At 34.1% G+C, this 16,055-nt stretch carries 15 protein-coding genes and 3 pseudogenes; 11 read left to right on the top strand and 7 right to left on the bottom strand.

Annotation, left to right across the window (positions count from 1 at the left end):
* A pseudogene (locus tag JFT89_RS15345) lies at window positions 1–525 on the top strand (protoporphyrinogen oxidase); the annotation flags it as partial.
* A 65-nt stretch (window positions 526–590) separates the two neighbouring features.
* On the opposite strand, the gene JFT89_RS15350 reads toward JFT89_RS15345, so the two are convergent.
* Window positions 591–1,139 (bottom strand): hypothetical protein, encoded by a 549-nt coding sequence (locus tag JFT89_RS15350; RefSeq protein WP_002065355.1) that lies wholly within the window; start codon window positions 1,137–1,139, stop codon window positions 591–593.
* 231 nt (window positions 1,140–1,370) lie between these two features.
* Here JFT89_RS15350 and JFT89_RS15355 point away from each other — a divergent pair, with 231 nt between their 5' ends.
* Window positions 1,371–1,922, top strand: coding sequence for a GNAT family N-acetyltransferase (locus JFT89_RS15355; protein WP_002031946.1), 552 nt, complete (start codon window positions 1,371–1,373; stop codon window positions 1,920–1,922).
* 43 nt (window positions 1,923–1,965) lie between these two features.
* On the opposite strand, the gene JFT89_RS15360 is transcribed toward JFT89_RS15355, so the two are convergent.
* Entirely contained in the window at window positions 1,966–2,151 is a 186-nt protein-coding gene (locus JFT89_RS15360; protein WP_000286202.1) for a cold-shock protein, read from the bottom strand.
* An 86-nt stretch (window positions 2,152–2,237) separates the two neighbouring features.
* On the bottom strand, window positions 2,238–2,441 hold the full coding sequence (gene cspD / locus JFT89_RS15365) for a cold-shock protein CspD (protein ID WP_002012849.1): 204 nt from the start codon (window positions 2,439–2,441) through the stop codon (window positions 2,238–2,240).
* 384 nt (window positions 2,442–2,825) lie between these two features.
* Here cspD and JFT89_RS15370 point away from each other — a divergent pair, with 384 nt between their 5' ends.
* The 3 genes from JFT89_RS15370 (at window position 2,826) to JFT89_RS15380 (ending at window position 5,244) form a co-directional block, all read left to right on the top strand.
* The gene (locus tag JFT89_RS15370; RefSeq protein ID WP_002065357.1) at window positions 2,826–3,722 is read left to right on the top strand and encodes a CPBP family intramembrane glutamic endopeptidase; all 897 of its coding nucleotides are present in this window, start codon (window positions 2,826–2,828) and stop codon (window positions 3,720–3,722) included.
* Complete coding sequence (locus JFT89_RS15375; RefSeq protein ID WP_201040328.1) at window positions 3,722–4,381, top strand: DEAD/DEAH box helicase family protein; 660 nt, start codon at window positions 3,722–3,724, stop codon at window positions 4,379–4,381. Before JFT89_RS15370 ends, JFT89_RS15375 begins: the two co-directional genes overlap by 1 nt.
* 257 nt (window positions 4,382–4,638) lie before the next feature.
* Complete coding sequence (locus JFT89_RS15380; protein ID WP_016095292.1) at window positions 4,639–5,244, top strand: PRK06770 family protein; 606 nt, start codon at window positions 4,639–4,641, stop codon at window positions 5,242–5,244.
* A gap of 105 nt (window positions 5,245–5,349) precedes the next feature.
* Here the strand turns inward: JFT89_RS15380 and JFT89_RS15385 are convergent, their stop codons facing one another.
* Window positions 5,350–6,222 carry a LysR family transcriptional regulator gene (locus JFT89_RS15385; RefSeq protein WP_201040329.1) on the bottom strand — a complete coding sequence of 291 codons (873 nt, stop codon included), beginning with the start codon at window positions 6,220–6,222 and terminating at the stop codon, window positions 5,350–5,352.
* 129 nt (window positions 6,223–6,351) lie between these two features.
* Here JFT89_RS15385 and JFT89_RS15390 point away from each other — a divergent pair, with 129 nt between their 5' ends.
* Entirely contained in the window at window positions 6,352–7,395 is a 1,044-nt protein-coding gene (locus JFT89_RS15390; protein WP_201040330.1) for an aspartate-semialdehyde dehydrogenase, read from the top strand.
* A gap of 109 nt (window positions 7,396–7,504) precedes the next feature.
* Here JFT89_RS15390 and JFT89_RS30675 read toward each other — a convergent pair.
* Window positions 7,505–7,902: pseudogene (locus JFT89_RS30675) on the bottom strand (hypothetical protein).
* Window positions 7,903–8,311: 409 nt separating this feature from the next.
* Between JFT89_RS30675 and JFT89_RS15400 the strand changes: the two are divergent.
* Window positions 8,312–9,433: a C45 family autoproteolytic acyltransferase/hydrolase gene (locus JFT89_RS15400; protein ID WP_033707619.1), complete on the top strand. Its 1,122-nt coding sequence runs from the start codon at window positions 8,312–8,314 to the stop codon at window positions 9,431–9,433.
* A 53-nt stretch (window positions 9,434–9,486) separates the two neighbouring features.
* A complete protein-coding gene (locus JFT89_RS15405; protein ID WP_016095296.1) occupies window positions 9,487–9,750 on the top strand; it encodes a hypothetical protein in 264 nt (87 codons plus the stop codon).
* A 112-nt stretch (window positions 9,751–9,862) separates the two neighbouring features.
* Here the strand turns inward: JFT89_RS15405 and JFT89_RS15410 are convergent.
* Window positions 9,863–9,949 (bottom strand): annotated as a pseudogene (locus JFT89_RS15410) (tyrosine-type recombinase/integrase); the annotation flags it as partial.
* A 1,459-nt stretch (window positions 9,950–11,408) separates the two neighbouring features.
* Here JFT89_RS15410 and JFT89_RS15415 point away from each other — a divergent pair.
* Window positions 11,409–11,660, top strand: coding sequence for a DUF3947 family protein (locus JFT89_RS15415; RefSeq protein WP_016095298.1), 252 nt, complete (start codon window positions 11,409–11,411; stop codon window positions 11,658–11,660).
* 362 nt (window positions 11,661–12,022) lie between these two features.
* On the opposite strand, the gene JFT89_RS15420 is transcribed toward JFT89_RS15415, so the two are convergent.
* A complete protein-coding gene (locus JFT89_RS15420) occupies window positions 12,023–13,948 on the bottom strand; it encodes a collagen-like repeat preface domain-containing protein (protein WP_016095299.1) in 1,926 nt (641 codons plus the stop codon).
* A gap of 432 nt (window positions 13,949–14,380) precedes the next feature.
* On the opposite strand from JFT89_RS15420, the gene JFT89_RS15425 reads away from it, so the two are divergent.
* Together JFT89_RS15425 and JFT89_RS15430 are read left to right on the top strand one after the other, a co-directional pair.
* Window positions 14,381–14,533, top strand: coding sequence for a hypothetical protein (locus JFT89_RS15425; RefSeq protein WP_002012858.1), 153 nt, complete (start codon window positions 14,381–14,383; stop codon window positions 14,531–14,533).
* A 1,146-nt stretch (window positions 14,534–15,679) separates the two neighbouring features.
* On the top strand, window positions 15,680–15,949 hold the full coding sequence (locus tag JFT89_RS15430; protein ID WP_201040331.1) for a heterocycloanthracin/sonorensin family bacteriocin: 270 nt from the start codon (window positions 15,680–15,682) through the stop codon (window positions 15,947–15,949).
* The last annotated feature ends 106 nt before the right edge of the window (window positions 15,950–16,055 follow it).

Consider the following 16,055-nt stretch of genomic DNA (forward strand, 5'->3'; position numbering starts at 1 on the left):
CATTTTAATAAATTTAAAAATTCATCGCTTATAAGTATTTACTTAGGTTTTGACATACTAGATGAACAACTACCGGCTGACGGCACAGGTTTTATCGTAACGGAAAACAGTGATTTACATTGTGATGCTTGCACATGGACAAGCAGGAAGTGGAAACATACATCTGGTAAACAAAAGCTATTAGTAAGAATGTTTTATAAGAGCACTAATCCAGTATATGAAACGATCAAAAGTTATAGTGAAGAAGAATTAGTACGAGTTGCTTTATATGATATTGAAAAGAGCCTCGGAATTAAAGGTGAACCGGAAGTAATTGAAGTTACAAATTGGAAAGATTTAATGCCGAAATATCATTTAGAACATAATCAAGCTGTTCAATCATTACAAGAAAAATTGGCCGTGCTTTATCCTAATGTATACTTAGCTGGTGCTTCATATTACGGTGTAGGAATTGGTGCTTGTATTGGAAACGGAAAGAATACTGCCAATGAAATAATTACGACATTGAATGAACAGTCAAAATAATAATATTGAATACATATGTAAATAAAATGTCCCTCCAACATAATGGAGGGACATTTTATTTGTAATTATTTCACATTAATTGCAATCTTTTTATGATTGTCTTTATTCTCTTTAATAGTTAATGTTATTTTTCCAGATTCTTCAAAGGAATACGGTGAGAGCCGATAAAGTTCTTTAATACTATGTTTTTCTTTTAATTTATTTGTAGGAATTAATGTTATATTAGGCTTCCATGTTTCCTGTTTGCCTGAAGGGTAGTCTACTATTATTTCTGGATTATTTAATTGTATTGTTTCCCAAGAGACAAAATACAGTTCAACTTCTGTCTCTTTTTTTAGTAATTCTTCTGAGAAATAACCAAACTCACCAACATTACCAAAAACAGTGAAATTTTGATTTTGCAATTTAATATCTAAATATCTAGGTTGATATGTTGCTGCGTGATACATTCCGTATGAAAGAGAGAGTGTAGCAGCGATTAATATACCAACTGAAAATGTCTTAAAGCTATTTCCTTTAAAACTTGTCATCATAAATGAGTTTGGTGTGAATTTTTTTGCGAATAAAAAAATGAGTAAAATGAGCAAGAGGGATAAGCCAATGAAAATATACATAAAGTTTAAGCGCCTCCGTAAGAAGTATTTACTGTTTTTCTATATTTTAACATGAGAGGGTATAAATTAGGGGTGGTTTTTAGAGGGGAATTAATAAATCCAACGAAGTTATATATTATTAAGAGGATAAAACATCGCTAGAAATATTTGATTTGTGGGACATTAAGGACTTTCCTAATTAGAAATACTTTTTCTGCTATAATAAATGAGTAGAGAGAAAGGAGTGATCCTATGGTATTTCCTATGTTAGAAACAGAACGCTTGCGCTTAGTTGAAATAGAACAATCTTATTGTCAAAAAATATATGAAATATTCTCATTAGATGAGGTAACGTGTTATTACGGTATGAATTCTTTTACTGAGTTTGGACAAGCTTCACGTATGATTGAATCTTTTTCGAAAAATTACTTTGAGAAAAAGGCAATGCGTTGGGGGATTGTATTAAAAGATACAAATAATCTAGTAGGAACAATTGGATTAAATAATTTACAACTTTGGAGTAAACGCTCAGAGATTGGATATGATTTGCATCCTCGTTATTGGGGGAATGGTTATGCTTCTGAAGCTGCTCGAGAAATTATTACTTATGGATTTCGAGATTTAGGCTTATTTAGAATTGGAGCTATTACATATCCTGAAAATATAACTTCGTGTAATATGTTATCTAAATTAGGTTTTCAACAAGAAGGGCTGTTACGTGGATACATTCATCAAGGAAATAAACAACACGATGCATTAATGTATTCTATTGTACGAACAGATGTAGAGGATATTCATTATTAATAAAAAAGCCCCTCTTATTTAAAATAAGAGGGGCTTGTAAAAATCAACCTATTTTAGGTAATAAACGTTCTCCGCTTTTCATACTACTTTTACATAAAGGGCATTTAGGCTCTTCTTCAAATGAAAAGTTCTTTCTCATCCATCCTAAACAATCCTCTGATTCACATTCCCAAACAGGGGTTTGTTCTGGTGGTACTTCTGCTACATCGTTCTTTCGATTGCGATACATGTAACCACTCCTTTTATGTAAAAATTTTTAGTTATATATTAAAAAGGTTGTTAACCGAGCTGGTAACAACCTTTTTATTGATTGAATTATAGCTTTACAACGTTTTTAGCTTGAGGTCCACGGTTACCGTCTTCAACTTCGAAGCTAACTTCTTGACCTTCGTCAAGAGATTTGAAGCCGTCGCCAGTGATAGCTGAGAAGTGAACGAATACGTCGCTACCGTCTGCAACTTCGATGAAACCGAAACCTTTTTCGCTGTTAAACCATTTTACTTTACCTGTTAATGTCATGGTAATGCCTCCTAAAATTTAAAAAGATTACAATATGATCGGCCTTATTCGATTGGAAATAAAAGTTCACATATTATCAAAAATCCATAAGGAGTACAAAACATTCCTGATTGATACTTGATAATATGCAAAGAAAATATAGTACTAAATTGACCTTAATTACTATCTTACAACAAATGGTGGGAAATAGCAAGTGTTGGGAAAATCAAGAAAAAATAGGGGGGTTTATAGCAAAAAGGCACAAAGACATCTCTTTTATTTATATATTATGCCTAATTTGGATTTATGCTAAACTGAGAACATTTTAATTAATAAGTATGTATAAGGGAAAGGATATATATATTTAAGAACAGTTGTGATTTATTTGTTTAGGAGGAGAGAATATTGCGAAATACTCAATTTAAAATAATCGAAGCTGCGAAAGAAGGAAGAATAAAAGTTCATCCTATTTTAGCTGTAATACTAGCTATTGTATTTTTAACTTTAGGTGAATTTTTTATGTTATTTATGCTGTTTTTACCGAAAGCGGATACATCATTTGTAAAGGCAATTTATAATAATATTGAGATGATATTAACGTTTGGTGGGGCTATATTTTTTATTTTTTTATGGATTAGGTTTGTAGAAAAAAGGTCATTTTCATCCATTGGTTTTTGGAAAGTGCAATGGATGAGAAAGTATTTGAGAGGTGCGTTAATAGGATTTGTCTTCATTTCAATACCAGTAATTGTACTTGTATTAACAGGGATTGTAAAACTACAAATGCAACAAATTACGGCAACCGCCATATTTGGTATTGTAGGATCTTTAATTGCTTTTTTAATACAAGGTGCAACGGAAGAAATTATTGTACGAGGCTGGTTGTTTCCAGTTATTTCTGTTAGAAGTCGTATATGGGTTGGGATTATAGTGACGTCCTTTTTATTCGGTTTTCTTCATTTACTTAATCCCGGTATTACAATTCTTTCAATATCGAATATAATATTAGTTGGTGTATTTACAGCATTTTACGTTTTAAAAGACAGTAGTCTTTGGGGGATATGTGCGTGGCATTCCATTTGGAATTGGGCGCAATATAACGTCTATGGTTTTGCAGTTAGTGGCATGACGATATATTCAACGCCGCTATTTAAACCTGTAACAAATGGGTCAGAAGTGCTTCATGGAGGCTCATTTGGTATTGAAGGTAGTATCATTACAACAATAATGCTTTCTATCGCTTCAATCGTTTTATGGAAACAGTTATGGGGGCGAAAAGTGAAACAACGAGATATTAGCTAATGAAAGAGGGAGAAAATATGGGGATTGTAGCGTTTGAGGGAGCGAGCGCTGTTGGTAAAAGTACAACATGTCGAGAATTAGAAAGAAATTACGGTGCATTTATTATTCCAGAAGTTAACGTTTTATTTGAAAGACCTAGAAATGAACATAGAACATGGTATTTTGAAAAACAAGTGGAGCGCTGGAATATGGCAGTGCAGAAATCACAGCAATATGAAATAGTAATACTCGATGGTGATATTTATCAGCCACTTAGTTATAATTGGTGTTTCCATTTTGATATATTTAATCAACCATTATCTTTAATAGAAAATTTTTATAAAGAAAAGTTAATAAATAAGGAAATTGGTTTTCCTGATCAATATTTTTATTTATACACGGATGATGAAGAGCTTAGAAAACGGAAAGAATTTGATGAGACGAAAAGCAGAAGAAACTTTGAAAAACATTTACATATATCTAAAGTATTTCAGCGGTATTATGAAAATTTAAATAACGTTGCAGACGGGTACTGTAAATTGATTGAAGCGAAAAGTGTAAAGTCGAATGAATTAGAAATTGTGACGAGTTTAAACAACTTAAATGTGTGTGAAGATAGACGTTTTGATCTTTCTAGGTTAGATGCTATTACGGAGTGGTTAAAAGAAAATCGTGCATAAAGTAAAAACAACGAGTGGTGTAGAAGGTGCTCGTTGTTTTTTTTGTTTCTTTATAAATATAAAGGTGAATTTTGTAGAATATTTTTAATGTTTAACAGAATAATCTTTCAATTCCGCAAAAAAAGAAATACAATATAAGGAAATATATATAAATAATATGATAGGGGATGGGATGATATATTTTGAATGAAGTAACGGTTTTATATAAGAAATAATCAGGTAGTAAGAACTGAGATGTTTTGGAGGGAACAAGCGAGATGAAAACACTTTTTAAAATAATAGGGATTATAGCTGGTATGGCAGTAATCGGCGTAGGTGTAACATATGGTATGCTGTATTATTTGAATAACAGTAAACCTGCTGCTAAAAAAGCTTCACCAGCAGCTCCGGCAGTAGAAGTGTTAGCTGATAGTAATGTAAAAGCCGAAGATGCGAAGCTTTTAGAAAATGGCAATCATTCATTACCGAATAGTGGTTTTAACAAAAATTTTAAATGGACAGATGAGAACATACAGACAGCATTACATGAAATGGCACATCAAAAAACGAAAGCTGATCAAAAGTGGGGCTATATTTTTATAACACAAGAACGTATTGAAAGTTTACTTGAAATTATAAACAGTAATGATGTTGCACAAAAAAGTACATATGTGGATATTTTAGAACGATGGAAACAAGGAAAATATGAAAAGATTGATGTGGACCACAACAAGATTTGGAAATTACAAAGTGGGAATTTAGGAGAAGGGAAAGGAGTAATGTCAGAAAAGGAGCAAAAAGAATTAATTAATCAAGTTTTTATACAAAAAGGTACATATTCAGGTAGTAAATTAATTGCAGGTGAGGTACAAGCTAATAAATAATATACATATTGATTTTGAAACACCTTTACTGTTATGAACACAAATATTTTAACAAAAATGAGTAATTGCTTTTTAGAGCAGTTACTCATTTTTGTTATTACTCGCTTACTTTTCTATTCTCTCTAATAATGTAAGAAACGATTGCAAAACTGGGGATATCCATCTAGATTTATGATAGATTACGTGGCTTTGAATGACGGCTGGAGTTTCGATGGGCTGAAAACAGAGTTGTTCTTTTTGATTACTTTCTTGTACAACGATGTAAGGGAGAATAGAAATTCCTAACTTACACATAACGGATTGTTTAATGACTTCAACATTGGAAGTCTCAAATGTTTTATTAGGATTTTTTCCGCTTTGACGTAAAAAACAATCTACCATTGGTCTATAGCCACAGCTTTGTTCTGTAAATATAAATTGAGTATCTTGTAATAAAAGGAGTGGATCAGTGTTTGAAGGGAAATGAGCAGGGAAAATCCATCCAAATGTTTCATTACATAAATTGCACGTAATAAAATCATTATGCTCTATACTTTCTCCAATTATGAAGATAACATCGGTTTCTCCTTCATGTAATTTTTTCAATGCTTGCTCATTGGTATTTGTCTCAAGTACGATATTTACTTTCGGATTTTCCTGTTTGTAAGTACGTAATAATTGTGGTAACCGATACACTGCCAATGATTCATTAGATGTAATAGCCAATGTTCCTTCTAAATGGTCACTGTTTTGAGGGATTTCTTGCGCTTTATCATAAATAGTAAGTAATTCTAATGCATACGGATGAAATTGATGACCTGCTTTTGTAAGAAGTATTTTTTTTCCTAATCGATCGAATAGAGGAATGTTTAAATCGTTCTCTAATGCTTTAATATGGGCTGTCACAGTAGATTGCGCATAACCTAATGCATGAGCAGCTTTAGAAAAGCTACCATATTTAACAATGGCACAAAATGTTTTAACATGTCTCATTTCCATAAATGATACCTCTTTTATTATCATGATTTGTGAATGATTATATCATGTATTTCAATTTTTCAAATCATTAAATTTCTTTTAAAATTAAGTTGTGGAGAAATTCATTCAATTGGAATTGGAGGAGAAAAAATGAGTGAAAAGAGCTATCATGTAGCTGTAGTTGGAGCTACAGGCGCAGTAGGGCAAAAAATCATTGCATTGTTAGAGAGGGTAACGAAATTTAATATAGAAGAAATTACATTACTCTCGTCAAAACCATCTGCTGGTAAGATAGTACAATTTAAAGGGCGAGAGATTAAAATACAAGAGGCAAAATCAACTAGTTTTGAAGGTGTAGACATTGCCTTTTTTAGCGCTGGGGGAGAAGTTTCTAGACAATATGTAAATCATGCAGTTTCTAGTGGTGCAATCGTAATTGACAACACAAGTGAATACCGAATGGCACACGATGTACCACTCGTCGTTCCAGAAGTAAATGCACATACTTTAAGGGAACATAAAAGGATCATTGCAGTTCCGAATTGCTCAGCACTACAGATGGTAACAGCTCTTCAGCCAATTCGAAAATCATTTGGTTTAGAACGAATTATTGTTTCAACGTATCAAGCCGTATCAGGCTCAGGAATTCATGCGATTCATGAATTAAAAGAACAAGCTAAGTCAATGCTTACAGGTGAAGAAGTGAAGAGCACTATATTACCAGCGAAAAAAGATAAAAAACATTATCCAATTGCATTTAATGTATTGCCGCAAGTGGATATATTTACAGACAATGATTTCACATTCGAAGAAGTAAAGATGATTCAAGAGACGAAGAAAATTTTAGAAGATCCAAATCTGAAAATGGCAGCTACTTGCGTCAGAGTTCCAGTTGTATCGGGGCATTCTGAATCAGTTTATATTGAACTTGAAAAAGAAGCGACCGTTGCAGAAATTAAAGAAGTACTACTGAATGCACCAGGTGTTATTTTACAAGATAATCCTAGTGAACAAATTTATCCAACGCCATTATATGCAGAGGGTAAAAGAGATACATTTGTAGGTAGAATACGTAAAGATCCTGATACATCAAAAGGATTCCATCTTTGGATCGTTTCTGATAATTTATTAAAAGGTGCTGCTTGGAACTCAGTTCAAATCGCAGAGACATTGGTGGAAAATGGGATTATTTAGTATGGATTTATATAAATATTGAAAATAGAAGGATATTTGGGAAACCGTTAATTATAATGGTTTCCTGTTTTTTACTTAAGGAGTATTTTCCTCTTACTTCAATTAAAATTTAATTTAAGTTAGTTTTTATAGTGTTTTTATAAATATCAACTTTATCTGCAGAGAATTTTAAAAATCTAGGCTCTCCGTTAATTGTGAGATTAATATTAAGTGATAAAGGCATTTCAACCTTTTTCACTACATCTTCTATAGCAATATACTCATCTTCTTTTTCGTTATAAAAACAATGGAACTAATTAATACCTCATTATTTTCAATATCAATACTACACATCATAGGGAATTTCTCATCATTATGTATTATTAATTCGCCAAGTACTATTGAACCGTTTAATTCTTCTGTAAAATTTATTGTTTCCACTGGTTTTACCCACGTTTCATCGCACTCTTCATTTTCCGCTTCGTCTATTGCCCATTCCCATATTGGGTTTTGTTTCAGGTCCTCAATAGTTAATTAATCAATTGGTTTGCTATTACACATTAATATATACTCCTTTTGCCCTGAAAATGGATGAGTAAAAAATTTATTCATTAATTGTAAAATGTGGCTATTTGCAATCCTATAAATACAAGTTTGCTCGTTTCAATAAATAGTTGATCGCAAATAAGAAGTTTCAATGTAGAGTGTTATCCATTTGATATTATTAAATCTAGTTTTGTAATGTTGAACTTATTTTTACAACCTATTAAAAGTCTATTCTTACGGTAATCTTAACAAGGTTTTAACTAGACAGCAAATAATGACTTTTGAAAAGGAAAACCGTGGTTGTGATGGGGGAAATAGCAAAAAACATCAAGAATGAACAAAAGTGTTTTGGTATGATATGGAATATATTCAATGTGAGGGGGAGATTATGGTGTATCAAGTAAAGGGGTACTTTTCATCGCTAAAAGGAAGTCATTATGAAGTTGGAAAACAGCAAGGGGAGTTTGTGAAAAATCATCCGTATCTCATTCCACAATTTATGCAGCAAGAAAATTTAATATCAGATAGCCATTGGACAGAATCTAGAAATGTACTAAAACAATATTGTCCAGGAATTAATGAAGAAATTGAAGGGTTTTGCGAAGTATTGAAAATTCCTTCTAGAAATATGATGTATTATTATCAAACACTATTAAAAGTAGGTTGTAGTCATTGTGCAGTATTACCTAGAAAAACTGATTCAGAGCATACATATGTATTAAGAAATTATGATTTATCACCGAGAATAGATGATATGCGTTTTTGCTCGACGCATGTTGAAGGTGCATATGCACATAGTGGCTTTTCTACTCAATATTTTGGACGAACAGAAGGAATTAACGAGCATGGGTTATCTGTTACATTTTCGGCATGTGGTCAACCTGTAGGGAATATTGATGGTTTAAGAAAGCCGATGGTAAATGGTTTGCAATGTTTTGCGGTAATTCGGGTATTATTGGAGAAATGTCAAAATGTGCAGGAGGCTAAGATATTAATAGAAGAAATGCCAATTGCAAGTAACATTAATATAATTGTAGCTGATCCTTTAAAAGCGGCACATATAGAGATTTTTGATGGTTTTAAATCAACAACAACTAAAGAAGACAGTCAAGGCTTTATCGTATCAACAAACCATGCAGTCAGTTCACCTATTCAGAAATTAAATAATAGGAAATTAGAACAATCTACAAAAAGATATCACATTTTACATGAGCATTTAAATCGAAATGAACAGGTGAGCATGGAATCTTTAAAAGGATTGGTAGAAGAAGAATATCCTATCGGGGTGACGGTGCATAATTATGAAGAGTGGTTTGGGACTTTGCATTCTGTATTATTTGATTTACAGGATCGTACATTGAATATTTGCTTCGGATCGCCACTTTTAAACGAGTGGTACTCATTGAAAGTTGGAGAAAGCCTTCCGTTTTCCGAAGTGAATGTGAACTTTAAAAATAAAACTTATGCTGACTTTTGGAGAGAAGAGAAAAATGAAATGACTCCTAAAGATTAAAAAGGAATAAGATGGTAAAATGAAGGGGTGGGAATAGACAGGGGGGATTGCCATTGCTACAAGCTATGTTACCAATTGTTCTAATCCTTTTTCTAGTCGATTTGATGTATATAACATATCAAAAAAGAAAAAAAGCGGGGATAAAAGGATTAAAAAGTTCATTAACTTCTATTTGTTGCTTTTTAATTGCAATCTTAAATTTGTTTGCATATTGGCTTCATTTTGGCGGTATTTTTACTTGGCTAGTCTCAATCGTATTGTTGCTAGTGGGGGCGTATTTTACAAAATATATTCCAATCTCAAAAAAGGTGCACTAAAATTACATGAGTTTATATGTAATGTTTTATTTCAATGTGCTATAGATGCCTTTAAATCAATGCTTTTGAGCATTTCGATATGTGTTTGCAAACATTTTGTAAACACATATCGAAATATACCCTTCGCGAATGTTTTCGCTGCATCTTCTTGCATATTGGGTAAGACATGAGAATATACCCTTAAAGTTAAAGAGATATCAAATGTCAATGACAGAATTCATGAAGTTTGTAAAGTGCGAGAACGAAGGTGTTTTTGACATCAAGCAGATGTACAGCGCTGAAAAAGCTTTCAAGAAAATGCAGAACCACCGAAATCTACATTTTGCTTACATGGGTATGCGAGTAAATGTAGCTGGCAAGTGGGGTACGATCGTTGGAAACTAGAAAACTAATTTGTTCGATGGGGAAATAGAAGCGTACAACTGCCACCCTTATTGGGAAATTGCTTACTTCGATGAAGAAGGCAATGTGGTTCATAGCTGTCAAAAGGGAGAGTATGCGATATAAGTAAAAAAGGACGAGCAGTCGTACCTACTGTCCTTTATAGGAGAAAAATTATTCTGGACTAGAACTACGAATAACCAGAAAACGCGCTTTTAACCAGTGTTGTCAAAGATGTAATAATCTATGCAACAAAAAAGCTTAGTCGGAATTCAAAACACCAAAATGGCTTGCATTGGTAAACAGGATCAAAAGTAGTATATGCAAAATGAAAAATTCCATACAAAAAGCAGACAACAATTTTGGTTGTCTGCCAGTGAGTAGAATGAGTTAGCTAATTGTGATAAATTGCTTTCCCATTACAAGAAGAGTGAAGCTGCTAGTTCAAACAGCTTGTAGGTAGTCTTTTCGATATTTTAAAAAATATACAGAGAAAGCAGATAAGTGACGAATCTACCTGCTTCTGCTGTAACAAAAGAAAGAAGTATTAGTCGTGGATACGGCGGCTTGAAAATAGTATGTATTGGTTTTGAAAAAATATTCAAGGAGTGAAGGGAAATGGAATGGGGACAAATTTGAGGGCTATTCACTCGAACAGCTTCGTACCCGTCACAGTCGTTATCCTATTGTGACGGGTATCTGACTTATATTATTGAGGGAACGGGACGGAAGGATGCCACGGTATTGTTGCAGGAATCCAGACGGACCTGCGCGCTTACCCCAGCATTCGCGAGCTGCGTCACGGCATTCAAGATAGCAGATTTTCTGCCAGATTTGACGGCTACGTTATAGTTCACGACTAGGGGACGAACTGGGTCCTGAGGGGGAAATCGATTGAGAAGTGCTTGATGATAGGTTGTTCTTAACGTGACGTTCGCTGTCAACGTGATACCTTCTATAGTAATGCCAGTCAGCGTTGTCCCGTTAAATGAGGTGAGTTTGACTGTAAGCATGTAACGGTTTTGCATATTTATTTTTCCTTTATTATTAGACTTAATTTATTTTATGCTTGTCTAACAATTTAGTGTAGACACTTGCATCATAATAAATTGAAAGATATATAAGATTATATTTTGATAAGGCGTGGAGATTAAAAAAAGGCAGTTGAACAAAAACGTTATTTGAATAAAAGCTAGTGGACTAGTTTTTAATACTCACTGAAATTAACACTCATAATATACTTTGTAATAACTTATATGGAAGTGAGTTGAATACTAATGTTTTATTCATATTTTGATACCCGAGATAGAATGCGTCCGTATGGTACGGCGGGTATTACGTATAGTGGAGCACAAAGTACAATTCAAGCTGTTCAACAAGCGTTACAAGCACAGCAGCAAATGAAACAAATACAGCAAGGCATACAACCGTACTATTCATCTATGGAGTATTATTATCCAATGCATCATATTACACCATACGGAATTTCTGTTTCAACAATTCCATATGGAACTGTATACAATTTATAAAAATATGCGAGGAAATAAATTTGAGTATTTATATAAGGGCGCAAGTACAGAGCGCCCTTATAAGAAATGATTCGTATCTGATGAATTAATATTCAATTAAATGTGTAATTAAGATTAATATAAAAATTTTATTTTGTATGTATTTGAAACACGAAAAGAGCACTTAATAAAGTGCTCTCATGACGAGATCATTCACTCAAAAGAAAGAAATACACCATATCATACGAAAATATTTTGAAATGCTCTTGGGCAAATTAATTATTATTTATAAAAAAAGCAGCTAGCAAAAGCTAACTGCTCGGATATGATGGGGATTAATGGAAGAACAGAGAAATATGATTAGTGTCTCTCTGTTTTTTATATTATTCGCAAATAAATCCGGTTGCTATACCAGTTGGAGCAACACCTACTGGGACCGTATCAATAACCGTATTTGTAGCAGTATTGATGACAGAAACAGTATTACTAGCTTGGTTTGTAACATAGGCGCGAGTGCCATCTGGTATGATAGTCACTTGGTCTGGTGATAGTGCAACCGGAATGGTATCGATGACGGTGTTTGTCAACGTACTTATTACAGATACATTATTACTTACTTTATTTACAACGTAAATACGAGCTCCATCCGGTGTAATAGCTATACCAACAGGTTCGGTACCTACGTTAATTGTATCAATAACGGAATTTGTAGCGGTGTTAATAACAGAAACAGTATTGCTGTTTTGATTTGTGACATAAGCACGAGTCCCATCTAGTGTGAAGACGATTATCCTAGGTCGAATACCGACATTAATGGTACCAACAACTGTGTTGGTAGCAGTAGCGATAACAGAAATTGTATTACTTAATTCGTTTGCAACATACGCAAGGGTCCCATTTGGAGAAACAGTAATTCCTTGCGGAGCGATTCCAACATTAATGGTACCAACAACTGTGTTGGTAGCAGCGTTAATAACAGAAACTGTATTATTACCATGATTTCCAACATAAACAGTTGTGTTATTTGGAGAAACAGCTACACCAATTGGATTAGTTCCAACAGGGATGGTAGCGATAACTGTATTAGTGGCAGTATCAATAACGGAAACGGTATTAGAAAAAATATTAGTAACATAAGCACGAGTCCCATTTGGTGAAACTGTTACTTCGAGAGGTGCATTATCTACAGTGATTGTATCGACTACTGTATTTGTTCCGGTGTTAATTACAGATACTGTATCATCTGCAGGATCATCAATGGCTCCTGCGTTTGTAGCATAAACAAGGAAATTACATCCAGGTCCCGTCGGCCCAGTAGGCCCAGTAGGTCCCGTCGGTCCAGTTGGCCCCGGTGGGCAATCACAATCTCCCGATGGCCCAGTAGGTCCCGGTGGTCCTTCAGGCCCTTGAATACCTTGCACGCCTTGAGGTCCAGTAGGTCCTTCAAGCCCTTCAGTTCCTTGAATGCCCTGCACGCCTTGAGGTCCAGTAGGTCCTTCAGGCCCTTCAGGCCCTTGAATGCCTTGCACGCCTTGAGGTCCAGTAGGTCCTGGTGGCCCAGGAACTCCTGTTCCTGTCCCTGAACCAGTAGGTCCTGGTGGTCCTTGAATACCTTGAATACCTTGCACACCTTGAGGTCCAGTAGGTCCTTCAGGCCCTTCAGTTCCTTGAATGCCCTGCACGCCTTGAGGTCCAGTAGGTCCTTCAGGCCCTTCAGTTCCTTGAATGCCTTGCACGCCTTGAGGTCCAGTAGGTCCTTCAGGCCCTTCAGTTCCTTGAATGCCTTGCACGCCTTGAGGTCCTTCAGGCCCCGTAGGCCCTGTCGTTCCAGTAATGTTTAATAGTGAACTATTCAAGACTCCTTGTAAGATTAAGCTAAATGTCTGCTGTAACAAGGGGTCCGATATATTTGAACAACTAATAAGCGAAGACAAGTTTTGGAATAGAAATTGGAATAATGCTGAGATTTGAGTGAGAGATGCAGTAGGTAAGGAATTGATTAATTGGTTTATAGTTCTTAAAACTAAATTTCTATTTGGTGTATTTGGTTGTACTGCTATTAATAAATCATTTAATGCCTGTAATGCTGTTTGGAGTATATGTCTAGTTGTAGGATTTGGTGTTGTGAAGAAAGAAAGAATAGCTTGGTTTAATTGGTTTATTATTTGCAATAATTCTTGTTGTTGAGAATTTGAGAAAAAAACAGGTGTACAACAATTACTTTGATTACAAGGGGATACAGAAATAAAGCAGGGGAGCTGAAACTTATCACACGAATTTGGTGAGTTTGACTTATTATTATATCTCATAAATAACTCCTCTAAAAAATTTAAAATGTTAGGTATGTCTTGATAATCTATATTAGCAACTGAGTTTAAAGTATTTATGGGTATATGTTTAATATGAAATGTTCAGAAATTTTTCTTCCTTCAAAGTATATGTCAATAAAGTGAAGATGATCTTATTTTACATGTAATCATATATATAAATAAAATGAAGATATTTTTATAGTACATATAATCAATACTTAGTTACTAATAGGATGTTGTAATCATAGGAATAGAAGATATTATGACATATGATTTTATTAATATGACTCGCATTCCATATAACGGGCATCTGATTTGAATTTTTTCCAGTATCTTAATACATTTAAGAGACTGGATTGTTTAGTGGAAATAAAACTTAATAAAATAATCCTTTTATAAGTAAGTAGATCGAACGGAGGGGAACCGTATCGTATGAATCAATTGTCATTTTCTGAAGACATCGATGAAAAAGAGATGCGAAGACTTGTGGTGAAGGAGCTGAAAAACTACAAAGCATTGTGCGTTCGGATGAAAAATCAAGAAGAACAGGCTCAAGCGGGGGCATCGTTCTTTTTCCTAAAATAAAAGGTGACGATAAGAATCATGAGATACGTTTTAAACAAATTGAACGGACATTGAAATATGCTCTTGATAATGATCAACGTCAGATAATTGAATTGAAGTATTTTGGGAGTGAGAAAGTCAAAGATTCCTATGTTTATAATGAATTGATGATGAGGCGTGATAGTTTTTATGAGAATAAAAAAATAGCTATCCGTTTGATAGCTACTGCTTTAGGGATTATATGAACGTGGTTTTATTTTAGTGAAGATGAAATTATGATCTTTTGTGTTACTGATATAAATTGTTATATGATACGTGTAATCCATCTTACTCGCTCTGCCTTGTGGCAGGGCTTTTTTATATAATAATATAAATTAAGTAGTTAAAGAGGTGTGTTTAAATGAGCTGGGAAGAATCATATAGAAGAGAGCAACCATGTCCATGTGGTAAGGGGAAATATATTGAAATTATGAAGGTGTATGCAATAGAAGAAATATAAGAAAGTGCTAACACGTATGCGGAATAGACATAAAACATCGCTGATTTGCCATTCATAAAAATAGACTTTTCTTAGCAGAAATCACTAATTATAAATACTTATAAAATTAGCTCTGATATAGCAGATATTGAAGCGAAGAAAAATAAAGATGGGAGTGCATATTGGAAATACGAAGATGACCAAACAAAATTATGGAATATACGACTATAGAACTAGAAAATGATGACATAAATCTAAATATTATTGTTTAAATTCATATTTTATAATGTCCATTTAGCCCGCATTAACTGCCCGTAAACCCCCTCTGATTAAAGTTTCACTTTATAAAAATGAGCCCATAGTAAAAATAACCTAAAAATAGGCATATGAGCAAGGTGCATCATCTAGTGATAGGTCATATTTTGTTGGTGCACGTATTGAACTTAGTTTATCCCGCAATTTGTGGGCAGTAAAACTCCCACCTCAAAATTCAACTGGAGCAAAGAAATTAGGTGGGAGCCCTGCTGCCCGTAAACGCCCGATTGGTGCGGGCTAATAATCAGTGGGGGATGAACAAAACCCCTACTGATTAAAGTTTCACTTTATAGCGCTATTTCTACTTAGATTTAACGAACAGAAATATAGGAAAGTATCGATGGGGTTTTAGTTTATAAACGGAGGTCATGAAGATGAAGAATTTTCAACAAGAACTACAAGCGTTAAGCCTTAATGATTATCAGCCTGGAAATATTGTGTATTGGGACCAGCAAAACCAATATCCATATTACTATATTACAGATGATGCTCGTCGCTGTGGCGGCTGTGGCGGTGGTCGTTGTGGTGGATTCCGTTGTTTTGGTTGCTTCGGTTGCTTTAGTTGTTTTGGTTGTGGTGGTTGCTCTAATTGCTCTAATTGTTTTGATGGTTTTAATGGTACTGCTGTAACATTTGAATATTGATAAGAGACAAAAGGAATCCATTTTGAAAAAAGATTGATCGAAACGGATTCCTACTTTGTGAAGCATTATATAATTTTTATAAAAAGTGCTAACAAGTTTGCAAACG

The organism is Bacillus sp. TH25 (assembly GCF_016650935.1).
In the GTDB taxonomy this organism is placed as follows: domain Bacteria; phylum Bacillota; class Bacilli; order Bacillales; family Bacillaceae_G; genus Bacillus_A; species Bacillus_A mycoides.